This window comes from Leptolyngbya sp. Heron Island J (genome assembly GCF_000482245.1).
Classification (GTDB): Bacteria; Cyanobacteriota; Cyanobacteriia; order Phormidesmidales; family Phormidesmidaceae; genus Leptothoe.
Window position 1 is genome coordinate 138,101 of record NZ_AWNH01000012.1, and the last position, 19,536, is coordinate 157,636.

Consider the following 19,536-nt stretch of genomic DNA (forward strand, 5'->3'; position numbering starts at 1 on the left):
GTCCCTCTCCCGCGGGAGAGGGGTTTGGGGTGAGGGCCAATTACAAAGTATGAAGCACCTTCACTTGTGTGTACACGTTAGCCTAGCGGACTTCGCTTAATATGCCTTGAGCTGCAGGGCAGTTCTCGAAGGGGTTTTTATAGGTTTGAAAAAAGCTGGTTAACAATGGCTTTATTTCTTGCGGCTCACCCGACGTATTACGATTTTCCGTCCAAATATTAAATAAAAACTCAGCATCTCTAAAGTAGTCTGATTCAGGCCTTTGTGGAATTTGGCACAGGCGCATAAATGAGGTGTTGAATCGTCCTGCTGTAGCTTTGACCACAGCTGTCTCATACAAAATGCTGTCTAGCCTATCCTGACAAAAGCTAGACCATTCATCACCCATGGCTGCTTTTAAGTCTGACAGAGTTTGCAAAAGTGTTTCCTGGTCGTCAGAGGTATTGGCACAGTAATTTTCTCTGGCGACTGTTTCTGTAGTGGCCTGTATCTGTGGTTCAGACTTAAACATGAAATATGCAGCCGCCGCTAATCCTGACAGGATCAGAGCCACCATCGATAAAAATATAGCCGGACCCGAGGCATCTCTATCTAAGTCTTGTTTACGCATTTTTAGCCATGCAAAAGGTTGCTGGATGCTGACTAGCTCTTTTAGAGAGCCCAAACTTGGGACTCCCCGTGGAGCTAATCAGAAGGGGTGAGATATTGTTGTTAAGGAAGACTTTGTCCGGCGCTGACTGCCACCTTTCAAGCATCCTCGTCATCGGATCGATTGACAGTTTATATCTTCTATTCTGAAAATCAGAATCAGTACAATGTAGCGATTTTTGTGTAAATGTGCCTGATTTTACGGATAGGCGATCAGACTCAGTTGAGTTGTTGATTCAGTGATTCAAATCGTTTGAGCTGACTACCCGTACCCCTGAATAATTTATACGACTGCTGGCAATTATACGGATACTACGAACAGGGCAATGTATTGGTAAGGGCATCAGCTCTGTAAAAATACGGCTCAGGTTTTAATGATTTGCACAGGGCCTACTGGCATCTCAACCAAGGTGTGGGCAACTGAGTTGTGTAGTCGCTGTTAAAAAAAGTTGCCGCTACTCAAAACTGCGCATATTTTGGAAAGAGGCGATCGGTCTTTTGCAAAATTCATGAACCCTGATCATCAGTCCAAAGAGCAAGAATTCAAACAGCGGGAAGCGGAGCTGAAGGAGCGCGAAATTAAGATTCGGATGCGTGAGTTGGAGGCTGAGTTGGAGGACTCTACCCCGGTGCAGCCTACAGTTAAACACAAAGAATCCTTAGGGCGTCCCTGGTACAAGCGTTTGCCCAAAATTGCCAGATTTGGCTTGATCGTCGTGGGTGTAATTGTGGCCGTTAGAGTAGCCACATGGCTGGCCACACTACTGCTGATATTTGGTGTGGGCTGGGCTGGTTACAAACTTTTTTGGGAAGGCGATCGCAACCAAGATTAAACCTTTGAACCAAACTCTTGTTCTCCCGGCTGCCTAACCTTGATATTGCCAGGCAGGCACCGCCCCTACGAATACCCACTACCCAAGCTTACGTAATGTCTACAATTCAATCGACTGATTTCTTTAGCGACCTGGATCGTGTCGCCAAAGTGCGCCACCAGATGGCTGATGTTCTATCGGGGCTCACCAAGGTACTGGCCGATACAGAAGCCGAAAGTGCTGATACCTCCGGAGAGCTGGGTCTAGAGCAAACGATTGAGGATATGCACACCGCCAGCCAAAATCTGCGTCGCGGCGTGTTTCGACTGCTGGTGCTGGGGGATATGAAGCGCGGGAAAAGTACTTTCTTAAATGCGCTGATTGGTGAGAATCTGCTGCCTAGCGATGTCAACCCATGTACGGCGCTACTGACAGTACTACGTTACGGTCCTGAGAAAAAGGTAACGGTCCATTTTGTCGATGGTCGGGCGGCTGAAGCCCTTGATTTTGCTGAATTTAAACAGCGCTACACCATTGACCCCGCTGAGGCAAAACAGCTGGAGACTAACCAAGAACTAGCCTTTCCCGACGTGAGCCATGCCGTGGTGGAATATCCGCTGCCACTGTTGGAAAAAGGAGTGGAAATTGTCGATAGCCCTGGTTTAAATGATACGGAAGCCCGTAATGAGCTATCCCTGGGCTACATCAATAACTGCCACGCCATTTTATTTGTGTTGCGGGCAACACAGCCCTGTACGTTAGCCGAACGGCGCTATTTAGAGAACTATATAAAAGGACGCGGGCTGGCGGTCTTTTTCTTGATCAATGCCTGGGACCAGGTAAAAGAAAGCTTGCTGGACCCGGATGATACTGAGGAAGTGGCTGCAGCTGAAGCCAGGCTACATCAGGTTTTTCGCACACAGCTTGAGGACTACTGTCAGATTGATGGTCAGGACTGGTATGACGAGCGAGTGTTTGCCATTTCAGCCCGCAATGCCCTGCGCCAGCGGCTCAAAAATCCGGATACCACCCTGGATGGGACTGGCTTTCCACCCTTTATTGAGGCCCTGAATCAATTTTTGACCCAGGAACGGGCAGTGGCAGAATTTCGTCAGGCACGCACCCTGGGACGTCAGGCTCAAAACCGCTTTGCGGAAGTACTGGAGCGACGGCTGCCCTTACTGAATCAGACGGTGGATGAACTCAAGCAGCGGATTGAATCGGTGGAGCCTGAGTTTAAACAACTGGCGGATATTCGCGACCAGTTTCGAGCAGATATTCGGTCAATGTGCGATCGCAAATCCCACGCTGTTGCCAACTCATTCCGCACCTATGTCCTCAACCTCGAAAATACCTTTGAAGCCGACTTTCTCCGCTATCAGCCCGAGATTCGGTTGCGAGAGTTTATCAGCGACAGTGGGCGCGGGCGCTTTAATGCCCAGCTAAAACAAGCCTTTGAACAATACTTTAACGATAAATTTTACGCCTGGTCACGTACCGCAGAACAAGAGGTGGATGCCGCCTTTGCCCAACTAGCCCAAAACGCTGCTCAGTATGGCGCGTCCTATGCCCAAATTACCGACCGGATGACAGCCAAGCTGACCGGGCAAAATACCGTTGGTCTGCCCAACAGCCTCCGGGATGACAGCTCACCGAGCTGGGCCACCTGGGCCATGGGATTGATCTCGCTCGCATCTGGCAATATCGCAGGTATGGCCCTGGCCGCCACCGGCTTTGACTGGCAGAGTATTTTGCTCAATTTTCTCACCGTGAGCAGTATTGCCCTGGTGGCCTCTGCCCTGTTTGGGGTGGTGTTGGGACCTTTGACTGTGGCCCTGGTGGGACTGGGTTTTGGTGCCCTACAGCTAGACCAGGCCCGCAAAGAGCTGGCCAAGGCGATGAAAAAGGAATTGGTCAAACATTTGCCAAAGCTGGCGGATGAGCAGTGGCAGCCCATTTATGATGCGGTCCATGATGGCTTTGATAGCTATGAAAAGACAGTAATTGAACGGATTGACCAGGATATTGCTAGTCGTAAGGCAGAATTGGACAATCTGGTCAAACAAAAAGAAACCTGTGAGATTAATCGCGATACGGAAACCCAGCGGTTGAAGTCAGCCCAGGCCGACGTGAATAGCGCCTGCCAGCAGCTAGAATCGGTGTATCAGTATTTGCTGGCGGTGGATTAGCGAGAGAATAATGGATTCTGTGACTACCTCTGAAGCACTAACACCTCTGCTCATCACCCTGCGGAAAGCTGTGGGGCTTTTAGACAACAACAATGCCGAGCTTAAAAGCGATGTGTTAGGCCAGTGCGATCGCATCTCTAATCCTTCCCTACGCATCACTGTTTTTGGTCCCTTTAACTACGGTAAATCTACCCTCCTTAACGCACTACTGGGTGAAAAAGCCCTGCCCATTGACTTGGTACCGACTACGGGAGCAGCAATTACAGTCACCTATGGCACTGAACTAACCAGCTGTATTACCCTGACGGATGGCCAAGTGCTGAAAGAAGCCGGTACAGATCTGTTACAGCGCTACGCCACCCTGGATGAACAACGCCACATGCGTCAAGAGGTGGCTGCCGTTGCGGTGGAATGCCCTCATCCATTTTTACGGACGGGAGTGGAGCTGGTGGACCTACCCGGTACCGACGATCGCGAAGCGCAAAACAACCTGGTTTACGCCAAGCTACAAGAGACCGATGTGGTCATCCAGCTACTGGACGGTCGGAAGTTGATGACCCTGGCCGAGCGTGAACATTTGCGAGATTGGCTGATGGAGCGAGGCATCACCACGGTGTTATTTGTGGTGAATTTTCTCAATTTGATGGAGCCTGAGGAACGCAAACAGGTGATGTATCGCCTGCGGTTTTTGGCCCAGGACTTTCGCTCCACCCTACCGGACGGTGTCAGCAACCTCTACGCGGTAGATGCTCTACCGGCACTGCGAGCGCGGCTCAAGGGCGATATGGCTGCAGCCACCCAATCCGGACTACCCGCATTAGAATCGGCTTTGCAGACGCTGGTGCAGTTGCGAATGCCTCAACTGTCTACCCACCGTATGACCCGGCTATTGCCGTTGATGCCTAAGGTGCAGCAGGCTCTGCAACAACAGTTAAAGAGCTTAGAAACTCCATCGCCAGATAGCCGTCGCGCGGCGATTCAACAACGGGCTCAGACGCTAATCCAAGAGGGTTTTCAGCAGAGTATGGCTGAACTACAAGACTGGCTGCGCTTAAGGAATTTGTTGAATCAATATCAGCACAGTTTTGCGGTTGCGCTGCAGGCAGGAACTGCATTTCAATGGTTAGAAGAGTCTCTGCAGCCGGTGTGGAAACAAAAAAAACGGGCGGTGGTGGAATGGGTGTATAAAGCCTGTGATTTTTTTGAACAACCGCGTCCGGTGGATTTGTGGGTGAGCTGGCAGCTGCCTGATGATTCTGTTCAGGCAGTACCGGAACCGGAACAACCATCGGGGAAAAAAGAGGAGGGAATGGCTCCGGTTGCGATCGCAACTGGTCTCGGCTGGGTGTTGGGAGGCCCGATGGGAGCCGCTGTTTTGGGTGGAGCCAGTCACCTGATTAATCGGTCCGGGCGGAAGCCATCTGCCCAGCCAGAACCAACTGTTTCAGCTGATCTCAGTCGTGAAGCGGCTCGGAGTTATCTAGCTCATTTTTCGGAAACTGCGCTGGCCGCTCTACATAATTACCAAAAAACCACCCGACCTATTCTTTACCAGTCTGTTGCTAAGCCAGCATCGCAACAGCAGCGGATTGGCCAACAAACGCTGTTGGAAAATACTCTGGTGGAATTGCAACAGCTAAAAGCCCAGTTGAAGAATTTTGGGAGCTAAGGAGGGAGTAATCGTCTGATATCTAGGGTTCTGCACGATATTGCATATATCGATAGTATTTTGGATAACTATCAAGTCGCACATGCAACCAAGCAACGCCTCCTCCGGCTACAGAGATCCATAATGGTTTAGAGCTAAGCCTTTGCTTCACACATCTTCCTAACATTCTCCATAATGCATGCTGCTGAATTTCTGGTGCATTTCGTAAAAATGCAGCGAGGTTAGTATAATCCACGTCGGTTTTGCATGGAGATGGCACCACTAATAATGCATCCTTGCCGAGATTGTCGAATGCAATAACTCCATTATCACCGGCATCAACATTAAAGTATTGAGCATAAGTTTCCCGGTCAGGGGACCCAAATCGTTTTGGCAGGCTTAAAAGCACAAACTCAAAAGGACGATTGAGATGATTACTTGTAATGGGCGGAGTTTCCCATACGTAGGAAGAAAGCCCTGAATCATAAAGTAAAGAACGGAAGAAACTCCTGAACTGGTCATCATGAATCCAGCGTTCAATTACGTCGTTATAAGATAGAAGTTCATCTTTCTCATGGATCTGAAATCTAAGCGTATTGCCCTTGTTGTAAGATTCTCTAATTCCTCTGAAAGGGCCTTTGTCAATATATGTAGGAATAGTTAGAGACTCCAATTTGTTAATAAGATTTGTCAAATGGGGATGGAAGTCGCGACCGGAATCTACTGCAAAGGCATTCTTCCTAGATAGTCGCTTGAGTGATTCTGGAAGTTGATCTGTGCCGGGCATAAAAGCTCCGCCAATTAGCACAGGTATCAAATGAACCCCTCTATTGAGAGCACTCTGTATCTCTGCTTTTACAAAGTCTTCTTTTTCCTCTTCGCGGACTTTTAACTCTGTCAGCCAATCAGGACCAATTATTGCCAGTAGGGCATCTGCCTGTGCTATCTGTTCAAAGATAAATTCGTCAAATTCACGACCTACAGGAATCGTCTGGATATCAAGGAAGACATTCGATTCACCAAAATGAGCGATCAACCTGTCGGCTATTCGCCCCACAAATATATCAGCATGCCCCCCTACATCAGCTCTCCGGTACGAAATAAAGATACGCATTTCAGAATTCTTCAGTCTGTAGGTTGGGTTGAAACAAAACCAATATTTTCGCCGTTTGTCCCATCTCTCATCAACCCAACAAATCTGACCGATCATTGTCCACATTTTGGGTGTAAGCGTTATCGGTTGACCATGTTGGGTTTATTGAGGAATCTAAAGGACACGAGAGATTTAGGTGGGGAGTACCCACGTTTACCAATTATTGAACGTCAGACCCTGGCGGTGGCAATGTAATTGTCTTATCCACCTCAACGGAGTCCACACCGGCTACCTCAGATAGTGAAGACATCTTGTCCGAGTCCACTGAACCCGTCACAATGCCCAGGGTCGACATGGTTTGATCCACACTTAACCCTGATGCCTTTAGCTGCTCAGCAACCTGATCGATTTGCTCTAGGTGAGCGTCATCAATTGATATTGTCACCTGTACCTTGCTCATATCTGCTCCTGGGTTTGCATCAACAATATCTGATCCACTGGGCGAACAGCTTAACAAGCCCATTGTTGCTATGACAATAATTAGCCAATGAATCAATTGCCTAGGCCACCTAGAGTGTCTCATAGTCCTATGGCTGTTGCGGATCTTTGCCAAGGTTAACGCAAAGATCTGCAACGAACCTTACTAAATATGCAACCGTACGGCTCTAGAACAAAGGGGCTTGTGCCAGACCGATGCCCACATCAGTGCCAGGGAGTACCATGCGCTGAGCATCGCGCATTAGCCAGGCCCAAAGCTCCATGCCTCGTGCTCCAGTTGCTTCAGCATAGAGAGCGGCAATGCCAGCCACGTGGGGTGTGGCCATGCTAGTACCGCTAATCGTATTGTAGCGCTCAGGCATGGGCCAGGTGGAATATACGTCTACACCCGGTGCGGCAATATCCACCTGACCACCGTCTAGGTTGATGCTGCTGTTAGAGAAGAATCCCATCTGCAGCTTGTTATCTAGAGCACCTACGGCCATCAAGGATGGCGCATTGGCCGGATAACCCACGGGCTTGATCTCGCCGCGGTCACGTCGGCTTTCATTTCCTGCAGCCGCAATGATCAAGGAGCCGCGCTTTAATGCCCGATGGCCCACCCGTTCATAGATGGGTGAGTAGGTATCGCCTGGTTGGGTAGGCGCTCCTAAGGACATGGAAATCACGGCGCAGTTATTATTGACCGCCCATTCAATGCCCGCCAGAATACCACTATCGGAGCCGGAACCACGGTTGCTCAGCACTTTGCCTGCATAAATCTCGGCATTGTAAGCAACACCATAACGAGGCAGTGTTGGCGGGTCCATGGGACCACAGGCTGTACCAATACAGTGGGTACCGTGGCCGTTACCGTCTTGTACGTCCTCGCCCCTGATGAAAGAGCGGCTGCGAATCATACGACCGGCAAAGTCAGGGTGGTTCAGGTCTAAACCGGTATCCAATACGGCGATCCTAATACCCAGACCGCTATAGGATGTATCGACTACCTTAGTTGCCTGCAATCCCCAGGTGTTTTTACAATCCTTAAATTCCACCGGCTCACCCTTGCGAGTACGAGCGGCCTGCATGGCTTGATCGGGTTCTGCTTGCTCATACAGGTGATTGGTGGCATCACGATAGCCCCGGAGATACTCCCCGGACAGTCCTTGCCCCAGGGCATACACTACTCGCTCTGGCTGAATGGCTAAAACGTTGCTACTGGCTGCCGCACTGGCTCGTACTGACTGAGCCTGATCGGGGTCAAGGGGAACAACAGCGACGCCTAGATCATCAAAGACGGAGGCATTGGGGCTATCGAGTTCTTCAGTTGTAAAGGCATGATCTTCAAAATCTGCGGCTCTAGCCACACCTTGAATGCCGGTTGCACTGGAGAGTGCTTGAATGCCAGCACCTAAGTCTTCGTCAGGCAGCAGTACCAGATAACGCCCTGTGGTTTCAATAGACATAATTCACCTTTAGTTGCGGAAAGTGGTCTTGAGATGCGATTCGAGATGCAGTCTGTTACATCCAGGTGCACACTTAGCTCCATACAACTTGCCAAGAAACCATTACGGAACAGCTCAAATAAAATGTGAATTTAAGAATAACTCTATAGAAATGTGCTGGTTAAGAATAGTCAACAATTATCTGAATTAGTCGATTCTTAGTTAGAATTTTCGATTTTTCAGCGTTTTTGAGAGTCTCTAACCTGTTTTAAAAAGTGTTTTTTGTTTAGTTTTGTTATCTGTTCCATGGTGATAACAAGATTTAAAATATGTAGGATTAAATTTATTGTTTTAAATGTGGGTGATTACTCACTATTGTTGGCTGTTTCTTTGCCAAGATCATGACAGGCTGATTGAGATAGCAAAGAGCAAGAGTAACAATCTCTCTGCTACGGCCTATTGCTTAATTCATGCTGCCACTGATGGTACGCCTGCAGTAGCCCTCGCTGTGTACACCAGAGGTAGAGAGCTGTAAGTACCCCCAAGCCTGCGGCTAGCATCCAGCGCTGAGTGTTAATGGCGGCCAGGGTCCAGGAGCCGACACCAAACGCAGCGCCGTAGGCACACAGGCTGCTGATCAGCGCGATCGCACTTCCACCCACCCGCTGTTTACCAGCAGTCCAAAATCCGCAACTACCGCCAACAAACAGACCCACCACAGCGCCTGCGATCGCCCACACAGTATCTTGCTCGCTCAGTTGTCCAAAACTGTAAAAGCCCAGGATAGCTAGGGACGCGGCCCCGCTAACCATGCCAGTCAGTCGACGGGGCAGACCCTGGAGAGACTGGATGCCAACGGCGGCTCCGGCAATAGCTAAAAACCCACCTAAGGTGAGCGTTAAACCCCATTGGGGACTGCTGGGGGCCAACCCCAGAGCGCTAAAGACTAAGCTGCTAATGGCATGAAAGGTAAAAAGTGCGATCGCAATTAAACCAGCGGTATACGCTGTAGCCTGCCAGTTCCAGGAAGGACGGTATTTCATCAGCGACTTAAGTGACGTTTCAGGATGACTGGGAATGAGAATTAAATCAGGAAGCTGCCAGAGGCTGTTCTAGCTAGCGCCTCGACTACAGAGTAGCCTAAACCAACATTGATAGCGATTGTCGCATTTTAGATGACAATACGTCCATTTAAATAACTATTGTCTTTTAATTTGGGATTGTTCACACTATAAGTGCAAACTTTGAGAGGAAATTTCCAATGAGTGAACCAACGATTGTTGATACGAAACCAGTCGTCATGGAATTAGAACCTGGCGATTACTGGTGGTGCAGCTGTGGCAACTCTGGGAATCAGCCGTTTTGTGACGGTGCCCACAAGGGAACAGAGTTTACCCCGGTTAAATTTACGATTGAGGAGAAAAAGACGGTTGCCCTGTGTCTATGTAAAAAGACCGATGGTCAACCCTTTTGTGATGGCACCCATAGCAGTCTATAAAGGGCCGCTGTTTCAAGTGTTTTGATTGGATAAAAATCTATGCCCCGTGGGAGTTTGGTGAAAAGAAGCGTGCTGTGGCTTGGGCTGTTAATGCCGCTGATGCTCTATGGCGTTGGTATTTGGCGTCGTCCTAGCCGCCAGGTCGTTACTCGCCAGCCACTCTTTCGGGGTATTGTGTACAGCCGTCATATTGCCGATCACCCCCGACCTCAGGTGGCTCATGTCGTTGAGATTGATTTGACCACCCCTGGGCTAATTCCTTATGTGACGCCTGCCTATCAGCCGGTGGCTGAGATTGACCCGTTGGATTGGGAACGTCGAGAAACAATTGCCCGACGGACGTCTGAGGCGATTAAAGCTGAAGGGCTGCAGCTGGCGATTAATGCCAATTATTTTTTTCCATTTCGAGAAGTCACCCTGTGGAACTATCAGCCCCGTTCGGGTCAGTTGGCAAGTTTGGTGGGGTTAGCGATCGCAAATGGGAATAAGACATCGGCTGAGGACCCCCAGCGAGCAGCTATTTGTTTTTTAAACCAGCAAGCAACAATTCGTGGGGATAGTGCTTGTCCTCAGGAAACCCAGCAGGCAGTGGCCGGTAACTGGATGTTGCTGAACCAGGGCCAGCCCACCGAGACCGTACAACAACAACTCCCTAACGAAGACAACAAACCCTATTCCTATACCATTGCTGCCTTAGATGCGACGGGAACCCGTCTGTGGTTAGTGCTGATTGATGGCAAACAGCCTCTTTACAGCGAGGGGATGACGCTGGCGGAAGTGACGAGATTTGTGCAGGCGTTGGGAGCTGATACGGCTCTGCAGCTGGATGGTGGCGGGTCGACAACGATTGCCATCGCAGCGGCTACCGGGCCACAGGTGTTGAATGCCCCGATTCATGCCAAAGTACCGGGCCAAGAACGGCCAGTGGCCAATCATCTGGGCTTTTTTGCTCAACCCTTAGACCCTGAAATCGATAACAACTAAAAACGAGACGTTTGGTTGAGAGTTAGGCAGGGTGATAAAAGTAAAGTCCGTGTGAAGAGGATGCACCAGGGTTTTAGCCTCTAAATGCCGGGTTTTCAGGGAGCTTATGGTGCTAGTAATACACCAAGAATACGTCAGACTGTTGCCCTGATCTGACCCCCAGTGACGCCCAGTGGCCAGAGGTGATAGTGAGTCGCCAACACATAGTGCTTGTAGCATCAGCCCATGCAAGTTCGAAATTATGATTAAGTTTGGGCTGCATCAATCGTGATTGTTAGGCAGGCATCTTAATCTTGGAAGCGAATTTGCTTATGCATACCTAACTATGGTTTGGAATAGACTCCAGAAGGTCTCTATATATAGCATTTTAGCTTTATTGCTATGTTCTACTGCCGCGAATGCCCAGGATGCTGAGGGCGGGGAACCGGTTGATGCCACCCGTGCAACGACAACAGATACTATTTCTCCCAGACTGGGCGTTGATTTTAATAGCCCTCGCCACGGCGATGATGAACGCAGTTTTGGGCGAGTTACGGGCTTTATTCCCCTCTGGCAAACCCCTGGTAATAATCTGACCTTTTTAGATACGGCTGTTCGTCTGAATAGTACTGGCGAACTGGGGGGGACGGTCACCGTTGGCCAGCGGTACCTCTATAAGAGCATGGTGGTTGGTGGGCATCTTTCCTATGATGTCCGCGATACGGGTAACAATACGTTTAATCAGCTGGGGCTGGGGATCGAGGTTTTTGGTGATTTGTGGGACTTTCACCTGAATGGCTATTTGCCCATTGGGGATACCCAGGCTTCAGCCGGTCGCACTGGCGGCACAGGACAGGTAACCGATACCCGGTTTCAGGGAAATCAGCTGGTCTTTTTAACCGAAGGGGGCTCGGAGTTTCTAGAAAGTGCTTGGGGTGGTGTTGACCTGGATGCAGGCATGCAGCTGGTCGATTGGGAGGATTGGGGTCAGCTCTGGGGCTACGGCGGTGTTTATTATCACGGGGATGCCATCGGCGGGCGGCTACGGGTTGATCATCGGGTCCAAGACTGGCTGCGTCTGGGATTGGGGGTGCAAAGTGATGACAATTTTGGCACTCGGGGCTTCTTTTCGGTGGGCTTTAGCTGGGGTGGAGGTCGCCAGACCCGCTCCGATACAGACGCACTGTGGTTCCGGGCAGCAGAAAGTGTTACCCGCAATAGTGCCATCGTGGTGAAGGAAAGTGAAGTCGTCACGGCGGGCAGCACTGAGATTGCGCTTAACCCAGCGACAGGGCTGGCCTACAGTTTTCAGCATGTGACGCCTGATGCTACGTCGACAGCGGGGGATGGCACGATTGAAAATCCGGCGGCCAATTTGAATTTAATCAATGTCCAGGCCGGTGACATTATTTATGTGCGGGAGGGTGATAGTCGGACTAATCCGTTGGCTCCCTTTACGGTGCCAGGGGAAGTGACGGTGATTGCGGCTGCGATCGCAGAAAATATCTCCACTCAATTGGGGGATATTCCTTTACCAGGGGCCGGTGTGGACGATCTTCCCTTGGTGGATGCCACCGGGTTTGACAATGGGATTACCCTAACCGGTAGCAACATCCGTCTGGCTGGCTTTGAGGTCTTTGGTGCCAATGTAAATGGCATTTTTGCCACCAATGCGCCTAATGCCATCATTGAAAATAACATCAGTCGTAACAATACGCTGGTGGCCATTGGGGTGGAGGGCGCATCAGATGGGGCCATCGTTCGCAACAACCAGCTGGATGCCAATAGTGTCGGCATCGGCATTGCTACCTCGGTTGATGTGCTGGTACAACAAAATCAAATCACCAATAGTCTGGGTCTGGGCATTGGCTTTATTGAGGCGGACAACGGCATCATCGATACCAATATCATTAGCGATGGTGCCGGGGCAGCCATTGGGGTACTCAGCGGCAGTGGCATTGCCATCAGCAATAATCAAATTATCAATACAAATACCGACATCGGCACCCTTAATTCACCTTTAGGGCCACTCGGTTCACCAGCGGCTGTGGTGGTGGGAGCCTTGGAGGGCGACGTTACGATTACGGGCAATATCGTCACCGGCAGCACCGGCTCGCTGATCCTGAATGGCCAGGGGATTTTGGTTGGCAGTAATGCTGGTACCATGGCTCTCACACTGGAGGGCAATACCATCAGTAACAACCAGGGAGATGGCTTTAACCTGCTGCTGGCGGGGGATGGCACCGCCACCGTCGATATCGTTGACAATATCATTGAAAACAATGGGTCAAATGCACCAACCCTGCGCGGTGATGGCATTAAGATTGCTATTGAAGAAGATGCTCAGATTACCCAGCTTGCGATCGCAGAGAATCAGCTGATCGGCAACTTTGATGACGGTCTCGATATTAGCCTAGGTCAGTTTCAGAATATCCCCCTTCCCATTCCTATCCCGATTCCCGGTATTGGCACAGCCATTGGCTCCAGCAATGCACAGCTGAGTAATGCCGAGAGTAGCAATAACGTCATTACCGACAATCAAAATGGTCAGGGTATTATCTTGCGTAGTCTGGGGGACAATAGCAGCCTGTTGATTGTGGTGGATAACAATGAATTGACCAACAATGTGGGCGGTGGATTAGAAGCATCCTCCTTAGATACCAACGCCGATGGATCAACGAACCTGTGCCTAGCGCTGACCAATAACAATAGCGACAATGGCTACCAGCTCAATGAAATCCCCGGCAGCACCTTTACGGTGGTCAATCGAGATGCCGTAGACGCCCTCAATACAGGGGCGATCACCTTTTTCCCAGTGCAGCTCAACTTTGACACCGTGGCGGATGCCGCCAGTTGTCCATAGAGGGCATACCGTTAGAGGTGTTCCATGGAACACCTCTAACGGTTTATGACAATAACCCGATTACTCAATGGAAAAATCGGGCTCAGCATCAATGGACACCCGATTCCACTCGGGTGTTGGCATATTTAGCGTGGCTTCTCGCAGCGCTCCTTCCCAGTATTTACGAATTTTTGCCAAATAGGGATCGCTGGACTGAAGCTGTACCCGATGGCGAATTTCAAAACTGTTGGCTTCATAAAGCACCATGTTGATGGGAGGGCCAACAGAAATATTAGAGCGCATCGTCGAATCGATGGAGAGCAAGGCGCATTTGGCAATTTCATCTAATGATGATTCATGGGTCAAGGTGCGGTCCAAAATCGGTTTGCCATATTTGGTCTCACCAATTTGCAAAAACGGCGTTTCCGGCGTTGCTTGAATACAGTTACCCTGACTGTAAATTAAATACATTGCCGGTGCTTCCCCTGGCAGCTGCCCCCCGACTATAAAATTGCACTGAAATTTAATGCCGTCTTGATCTAACCAGGTGCGATCTTCGTCCTGAATTTTACGAATCTCATAGCCAATATAGCGAGCCACCTCATACATGGTGGGAATGGTGTGTAGCGAATCCTTAGCACCGGTTTTAATCGCCTGACCTAGCTCGTGGATCACCGCCTGAGTCACCGATAAATTACCTGACACACAGGCGACAATTACCCGCTCTCCAGGAATTGAGAAGTCAAATAGCTTTTGATACGACGAAATATAATCTACTCCCGCATTAGTGCGAGAATCGGCTGCCAAGATCAGCCCTTCCTTGACAGCTATCCCCAAACAATAGGTCACTAATTCTGACTCCTCTTTCATCTAGTAGCTGCGCTCAGTGCAGATAAATAATGCATCAGCTTTTTGGTAAGATATGACACATCGTCAAAATATCATGACTTTATCGAGCGTAGCCCCTTAGTCTCTTAGCCAATGTTTTGAGCTGTCGGAATAATAGGGTTTTACCAGGACATTGTCTGTGGAGCTAAGGACTGAGGTTTACAACAATAAAAGTTTTAACTACATACTGAAGATTCTGTTGCGATTCATAGCGAGATGCTACGTGCTGTCTAGATTGATTTTATTCCTATACTTTAATTTAAACAGCAATTGTTCAGCCTACCTACATTGAGTTGTTTCTATGTTCGTTAGTCTCTATAGTCTGTTAGTCTAATTGCTAGGCGTTGTTTATCGGCTCTGGTCTTCATGAGAACAATCTCATCGTTGCCTCTTATGAAAGTGTAATCAGAGCATACAGACATGGGAATCTCCTTATTTTTATCTCTTAAAAATCAGTATGAATCACTGCGACGGGTAAACAGCGTTCCAGTTATGAATCTGATTAGTCACCAGATAGAAGATCAAATTATTAATCATCAAATTACAACTGATTTTTTTGCCGGGTTTCAACGGTTTTCTCATTTTCCTGAACAACTACGCCGCTACAGCCGACTTGGGGCAATTTGCCGCCGGGTTTATGTTTTTGGGGTGCCAGATTGCCAACCCGCTACAATTGCAGGACTGGAATTTATTGAACTAGCCCCAGCCTCTTCCTTGGCCCAAGAATGGTTTTTGTTAGTCAATACGCCTACGTTTTGGGCCACCTTGGTGGCCCGTGAGGTCGACGGCTACGATCCGTCAACGAAAGGTCGCCGCTTTGATGCGGTCTGGTCCTATGATGTTGAGGTGATTGAACGAGTGGCACTGCTTGTTTCTCAGGTGATGGAGAAACCCTATGAGCCGATCCGTGAACGAGATTATGTTCAGCAAAATTGCCATATTTCTGAAATCAACAGCAATATGGTTAACCAAATAGAAACTGTAAATGCGCTCAGTCAACGGCGATGGTCACAGTTACAGACACTGCGGGCCCTTTCAGCTATTTCCGCCCAACGGTTGATGCCCTTTTTGGAAGAAGCAGCTAATGTACTGCTGGAGGTGTTTGGAGCGACTGGGGTTGTGATCGCATTTCAGGCAGATAGCGATAGTTATAAAGTGGTGGTTGCTTCTGGAGAAGCCATGGGGAAAGGCTGGGGCGTGCATCTGGCCGACGGCATCTGTGGCAAATCCATTCGCGAAGGACGTCCTATACGGTATCAGGACATTAGCCACCATCAGCGGTTTGACTCACAGCTGCCCAGTGCCCAGTCCTTAATGGCAGCACCTATCCACCATCATAAGCAACCGGGGGTGGTTGCCCTGGGGCACCCCAAACCCAATACCTGGGATGAAGAAGATATGGATATGCTAGAAACCGTGGGTCGTTTTATGGCTATTGGGCTAAAGCAATTTCTGAAGCAAGCCCAGTCAAAACTTAAATCTCGCGATCAACAGAAAGTAAAAGCTTGCGACTATCCGGGATTGACAACCAAATAACGCCTGTCTTTTTTCTCATGTTGATTTTTTATGGGGACTTAATGGCCATATTACTCTGGAGGGAGTATGGCTGTGATTGGTTGACCTGATACTCAATTAACTGCTGTACCTTGATAATGGTCTGATTAAATTCTGGACCTTTGCGGTGAGGCATGCTGTCAAAGGCCTGTTGCTCATCTTCCATCATCAGCACATCCTGTTCAACTAAGCCTGCCAACAAACCACGGGCCGCATTAAACAGACTGTTTTTAACAAAACGGCGAAACCGCATTGGTAGTTTGTGTAGCCGATGGAAGGCCCCTAGCGAAACAAAATGAACTAGATAGGCTTTCGTTTGGGTTTCACTCACCGGACAGAAGAGACAATAAATTTTAAAGTCTTTTCCTAAAACAGACTGCCAGTGGGGATAAACATAGCTGACATCCAGATTGGTAGGACGCAGCTGGCGCATAGCTGGAATAAATAGCTGGCCAACGGAGTAAATTTTGTCGATTTTGTAATAGCTTTCGGCATCGTAATGGGCATCTACGCGAGTTGGATGGGTTTCAATCTCACGCAGCACTGGATTGGCCCATGCTTGCAAATCATCGTGCAGCCGCCCATGGTACATGTCCATCAGGTTCTCGATCAAAAATGAGAAATGGGAGCGGGTGTCGATGGTGGTGTAGGAGGCAATGTAATTAATGTGATCCCACTCCGGTATTCCCATCAGCGGCACGGTATCTGCCTGGTCTACCTCTCCTGGAAACAGCCAGATAAAACCGTCCTGTTCTTTGACTGGGTAAGTACGCAGACGACAGTTAGGCAGCTTTTGTTTTTTGCTCAGGTAGGGGACGTCCACACAAGCGCCCGTGGGATCAAACTGCCAGCCGTGGTAAACGCACTCTAGCTGATTGCCCTGCACTTGGCCATGGCTGAGCCGGACTTGGCGGTGGGGGCAGCGATCTTCCAGGGCATGGACTACGGTTTGGTTAGCTGATGCGTCCCTGGCCTGCTCACGATACAGCACGATGCGCTGATGCCACAGCACCACCCCCAAGGGTTTATCGGTGAGCTCACTACTTTGGGCCACCACATACCAATGGTTAAGATTAATCGGAGCACGACGAACAGCTTCCAGCGATACGGCAGCAGTTTGTCCAGAGGTGAGGATAGAAAAAGGCTGAACCATATAGGATATTTGTAGAAGGCAGCAAGGAACGCGGCAATTAGATTACACCCTAACGCACATACTCAGCTGTAAAAGAGCTGAATGAAATCATCAAGGTGTTGCTGATTTTCGGTAGGATTTAATCTGAACAATATCGCTATCGGGCAATCTGGTCGGATCGATTTATCCGCCAAATCAGCAACGGTGAAAAAGCGCTAAATTTTGAAGACGCCTTCGGGATTAACCGACATTAATGGACGACGGGCACTGCCCTCTTGCTGTAAAACTTCATTGGCAGCGAGTAAACCGCTGCTGATGGCTCGTTCCATTAACCCGCAGGGGAAGGGCATTTTGACCCAGTCTCCGGCAAACAGGAGGTTGGGGACAGCGGTGGCGCTGCTAGGGCGGTTGGGATAGCTACCGGGTGGAAATCCGGCAAAGTTCTTTTGGTTCACGAGTTCCTGGTGCAAAATTGTGGCTCCTTCTAGTTCAGGAACAATCTCCCAAAGTTCTCGTTTGAAGGTGTCTAATAGCGCTTTCTGGGTAGGAAATTGATTCTCTTTATAACAGTAAGCGTGTAGCTCTACAACGCTCCCGCCTGTATCTTCGGCCCATTGGGCATAGTCTCCTTGGACTTTATGGTAAAGGGTAATGCTGTCAGTGAGGTCGTAGCCGGAGAGGGAGGTAAACCAGCTGTGTTCCCATTGGAAATCGCGATCAAGCCAAAAACGGCCCACTGCAAACGGATCGGCCACCTGGAGCTGGTCGACCTGGGCCATAACGGTGGGATGGGGGTCTCCCTGAGAGAGGGCAAAGAGATTTTTGATGCCGGGAATATCGGCGGCAAAAATAAAGTAGTCGGCTGCCAACTTGTTGGCGAATGCTTCAGCCTTTTTATCGGGGTTAGCCGCCATCAGCTGGATGCGATCGCGTTCTCGTTTGAGCACCTTAAACTGAGCTAAATTCTCTTGGGCTGGGCCGCGCACCACCTGGCCATCAGCGTCATAGGCGGCACCGTGGCAGGGGCAAACAAAACCTGCGCCGTTGGCGGCAACTTCTTTGTTGACGCTACAGCCCTGGTGGGTACAGGTCAGGGAAATGGCGCGATCGCTGGTGGATTCTGTCACAAACAGTTTGTCGCCTGCACCATAGTATTCGGTATCATCAGTACTCAAGAGGGGATTGCGATCGCACCAGAACGGCACTGAATTGACAGCAATTGGCCCTTTTTGGTATTCAACATTAGCGATCTTACCCTCACCCCAGTTAATCTGACTCACGGTTACACCCGTTAGAATCCGACCACCATTGGCTACAATTGCATCACTTAAAGGGTCCACTAAACAGCGACCCATATCTTCGCAGGTACCGTTAAACGCCAGTCCTTCAGGATTACCAAAAAAGTAAAAGTGAAAAAACTGCATCAGCTCACCAGCACTCAGCACATCCGGCGAATTGAGGCTGGATTTGGCAAAGGGCAAAAAATACAGATCGTATAGCCCCTTAGGAAACTGACCCTGGCCCCATTCTTCCACCGACAGATGATCCAACCGCTCATAGGTTTGGGGCATACGGAAGCTGGTGATTTCTCGAAACACTTCCAAATGCTTCAAATTGGTTAAATTAATCCCCCATTTCAGGCGGTTGTCTGATTCCACCGCCAAATCCACAATGTTCCAGGGAAACGCCGCATTGCTGGGGTAAAACGCCTCCGGTTTGTAGCCATTTTTATAGAGAACTGCATAGAAATTAAGGGACTGGAAATTATCCCGTGCCTTGAGCTCATCCACCAGGCTAAACAAGTTGTAATACTGGGGAAAAAAGCCATGGAAACCATGTTCCATCCGCAGTTCATGATCGCCCACTTTGATGGGCCAGCTAGCAATCTTGCCCCCCAGCTGGGGAGAGCGCTCTAGCAACGTGACAGCGACTCCGCGCTTACTGAGTTCATAGGCCGCTGCGAGTCCAGCCAAACCACCCCCAACAATTACAGCGGTGGTAGCACGTCCTACCTTTTGTGGTAAATCAAGCCGATCAACTTGATGGAGCGTCGGTTGGGGTTTAGCAAAGCGGGTGTAGCCCAAGGTGCCGCTAACGGCTCCGACTCCTAGTAGCTTCAGGGCGCTTCGTCGTGAAATGTCAGGGGTTTGCCAGGTTTCAGGGAATGGATTCATTAAGGAAATAGACGTAATCGGTGAACGATTGAGAGGGTGAGAGTCATGAGGATTAAAAAGTCAAGACAAACCAGGTCAAGCAGATTTTTGATACTTCAACCCAAAACCTATACGGACACCTCAGGCACTATGGATGATCAATGACGGTATCGGGTGATGGAGAGTTAACC

The 19,536-nt window shown here is 49.5% G+C and carries 15 protein-coding genes; 7 read left to right on the forward strand and 8 right to left on the reverse strand.

Going from position 1 to position 19,536, the window contains the following annotated elements; translation table 11 throughout:
- Positions 1–82: 82 nt before the first annotated feature.
- Positions 83–610 (reverse strand): hypothetical protein, encoded by a 528-nt coding sequence (locus N836_RS43010; RefSeq protein WP_152532044.1) that lies wholly within the window; start codon positions 608–610, stop codon positions 83–85.
- A 547-nt stretch (positions 611–1,157) separates the two neighbouring features.
- Here N836_RS43010 and N836_RS43015 point away from each other — a divergent pair.
- The 3 genes from N836_RS43015 to N836_RS43025 all read left to right on the forward strand — a co-directional run bounded on the left by N836_RS43015 (position 1,158) and on the right by N836_RS43025 (position 5,318).
- Positions 1,158–1,481 carry a hypothetical protein gene (locus N836_RS43015; RefSeq protein ID WP_023070769.1) on the forward strand — a complete coding sequence of 108 codons (324 nt, stop codon included), beginning with the start codon at positions 1,158–1,160 and terminating at the stop codon, positions 1,479–1,481.
- Between the two features lie 95 nt (positions 1,482–1,576).
- The gene (locus tag N836_RS43020) at positions 1,577–3,649 is read left to right on the forward strand and encodes a dynamin family protein (RefSeq protein WP_031291538.1); all 2,073 of its coding nucleotides are present in this window, start codon (positions 1,577–1,579) and stop codon (positions 3,647–3,649) included.
- A gap of 10 nt (positions 3,650–3,659) precedes the next feature.
- Complete coding sequence (locus N836_RS43025; protein ID WP_023070771.1) at positions 3,660–5,318, forward strand: dynamin family protein; 1,659 nt, start codon at positions 3,660–3,662, stop codon at positions 5,316–5,318.
- A 22-nt stretch (positions 5,319–5,340) separates the two neighbouring features.
- Here the strand turns inward: N836_RS43025 and N836_RS75155 are convergent, their stop codons facing one another.
- The 4 genes from N836_RS75155 to N836_RS43040 all read right to left on the reverse strand — a co-directional run bounded on the left by N836_RS75155 (position 5,341) and on the right by N836_RS43040 (position 9,358).
- A complete protein-coding gene (locus N836_RS75155; RefSeq protein ID WP_023070772.1) occupies positions 5,341–6,507 on the reverse strand; it encodes a toll/interleukin-1 receptor domain-containing protein in 1,167 nt (388 codons plus the stop codon).
- A gap of 103 nt (positions 6,508–6,610) precedes the next feature.
- A complete protein-coding gene (locus tag N836_RS0137010; protein WP_031291540.1) occupies positions 6,611–6,850 on the reverse strand; it encodes a hypothetical protein in 240 nt (79 codons plus the stop codon).
- A gap of 205 nt (positions 6,851–7,055) precedes the next feature.
- The gene (locus tag N836_RS43035) at positions 7,056–8,336 is read right to left on the reverse strand and encodes a S8 family peptidase (RefSeq protein WP_023070774.1); all 1,281 of its coding nucleotides are present in this window, start codon (positions 8,334–8,336) and stop codon (positions 7,056–7,058) included.
- A 428-nt stretch (positions 8,337–8,764) separates the two neighbouring features.
- On the reverse strand, positions 8,765–9,358 hold the full coding sequence (locus N836_RS43040; RefSeq protein ID WP_023070775.1) for a hypothetical protein: 594 nt from the start codon (positions 9,356–9,358) through the stop codon (positions 8,765–8,767).
- A 218-nt stretch (positions 9,359–9,576) separates the two neighbouring features.
- On the opposite strand from N836_RS43040, the gene N836_RS43045 reads away from it, so the two are divergent.
- The 3 genes from N836_RS43045 to N836_RS43055 all read left to right on the forward strand — a co-directional run bounded on the left by N836_RS43045 (position 9,577) and on the right by N836_RS43055 (position 13,639).
- Complete coding sequence (locus tag N836_RS43045) at positions 9,577–9,813, forward strand: CDGSH iron-sulfur domain-containing protein (RefSeq protein WP_023070776.1); 237 nt, start codon at positions 9,577–9,579, stop codon at positions 9,811–9,813.
- A 39-nt stretch (positions 9,814–9,852) separates the two neighbouring features.
- A complete protein-coding gene (locus N836_RS43050; protein WP_031291542.1) occupies positions 9,853–10,797 on the forward strand; it encodes a phosphodiester glycosidase family protein in 945 nt (314 codons plus the stop codon).
- A 325-nt stretch (positions 10,798–11,122) separates the two neighbouring features.
- On the forward strand, positions 11,123–13,639 hold the full coding sequence (locus tag N836_RS43055) for an inverse autotransporter beta-barrel domain-containing protein (protein WP_023070778.1): 2,517 nt from the start codon (positions 11,123–11,125) through the stop codon (positions 13,637–13,639).
- A gap of 60 nt (positions 13,640–13,699) precedes the next feature.
- Here N836_RS43055 and N836_RS43060 read toward each other — a convergent pair whose 3' ends face one another.
- Positions 13,700–14,488: a proteasome-type protease gene (locus N836_RS43060; protein WP_023070779.1), complete on the reverse strand. Its 789-nt coding sequence runs from the start codon at positions 14,486–14,488 to the stop codon at positions 13,700–13,702.
- A 438-nt stretch (positions 14,489–14,926) separates the two neighbouring features.
- Here N836_RS43060 and N836_RS43065 point away from each other — a divergent pair, with 438 nt between their 5' ends.
- Positions 14,927–16,042: a DICT sensory domain-containing protein gene (locus tag N836_RS43065; RefSeq protein WP_023070780.1), complete on the forward strand. Its 1,116-nt coding sequence runs from the start codon at positions 14,927–14,929 to the stop codon at positions 16,040–16,042.
- Between the two features lie 28 nt (positions 16,043–16,070).
- Here N836_RS43065 and N836_RS43070 read toward each other — a convergent pair whose 3' ends face one another.
- Both N836_RS43070 and N836_RS43075 read right to left on the reverse strand, forming a co-directional pair.
- Positions 16,071–17,213, reverse strand: coding sequence for an aromatic ring-hydroxylating dioxygenase subunit alpha (locus tag N836_RS43070; protein WP_023070781.1), 1,143 nt, complete (start codon positions 17,211–17,213; stop codon positions 16,071–16,073).
- Between the two features lie 194 nt (positions 17,214–17,407).
- Positions 17,408–19,366 (reverse strand): FAD-dependent oxidoreductase, encoded by a 1,959-nt coding sequence (locus N836_RS43075; RefSeq protein ID WP_023070782.1) that lies wholly within the window; start codon positions 19,364–19,366, stop codon positions 17,408–17,410.
- Positions 19,367–19,536 lie beyond the last annotated feature (170 nt).

What these genes read in the sequence shown, in the direction of transcription:
- N836_RS43035 (WP_023070774.1), bottom strand. Translation starts at nt 8,336, where the DNA reads ATGTCTATTGAAACCACAGGGCGTTATCTGGTACTGCTGCCTGACGAA.
- N836_RS75155 (WP_023070772.1), bottom strand. Translation starts at nt 6,507, where the DNA reads ATGATCGGTCAGATTTGTTGGGTTGATGAGAGATGGGACAAACGGCGA.
- N836_RS43075 (WP_023070782.1), bottom strand. Translation starts at nt 19,366, where the DNA reads ATGAATCCATTCCCTGAAACCTGGCAAACCCCTGACATTTCACGACGA.
- N836_RS43020 (WP_031291538.1), top strand. Translation starts at nt 1,577, where the DNA reads ATGTCTACAATTCAATCGACTGATTTCTTTAGCGACCTGGATCGTGTC.
- N836_RS43065 (WP_023070780.1), top strand. Translation starts at nt 14,927, where the DNA reads ATGGGAATCTCCTTATTTTTATCTCTTAAAAATCAGTATGAATCACTG.
- N836_RS43070 (WP_023070781.1), bottom strand. Translation starts at nt 17,213, where the DNA reads ATGGTTCAGCCTTTTTCTATCCTCACCTCTGGACAAACTGCTGCCGTA.
- N836_RS43045 (WP_023070776.1), top strand. Translation starts at nt 9,577, where the DNA reads ATGAGTGAACCAACGATTGTTGATACGAAACCAGTCGTCATGGAATTA.
- N836_RS43010 (WP_152532044.1), bottom strand. Translation starts at nt 610, where the DNA reads ATGCGTAAACAAGACTTAGATAGAGATGCCTCGGGTCCGGCTATATTT.
- N836_RS43040 (WP_023070775.1), bottom strand. Translation starts at nt 9,358, where the DNA reads ATGAAATACCGTCCTTCCTGGAACTGGCAGGCTACAGCGTATACCGCT.
- N836_RS43015 (WP_023070769.1), top strand. Translation starts at nt 1,158, where the DNA reads ATGAACCCTGATCATCAGTCCAAAGAGCAAGAATTCAAACAGCGGGAA.
- N836_RS43025 (WP_023070771.1), top strand. Translation starts at nt 3,660, where the DNA reads ATGGATTCTGTGACTACCTCTGAAGCACTAACACCTCTGCTCATCACC.
- N836_RS43060 (WP_023070779.1), bottom strand. Translation starts at nt 14,488, where the DNA reads ATGAAAGAGGAGTCAGAATTAGTGACCTATTGTTTGGGGATAGCTGTC.
- N836_RS43050 (WP_031291542.1), top strand. Translation starts at nt 9,853, where the DNA reads ATGCCCCGTGGGAGTTTGGTGAAAAGAAGCGTGCTGTGGCTTGGGCTG.
- N836_RS43055 (WP_023070778.1), top strand. Translation starts at nt 11,123, where the DNA reads ATGGTTTGGAATAGACTCCAGAAGGTCTCTATATATAGCATTTTAGCT.
- N836_RS0137010 (WP_031291540.1), bottom strand. Translation starts at nt 6,850, where the DNA reads ATGAGCAAGGTACAGGTGACAATATCAATTGATGACGCTCACCTAGAG.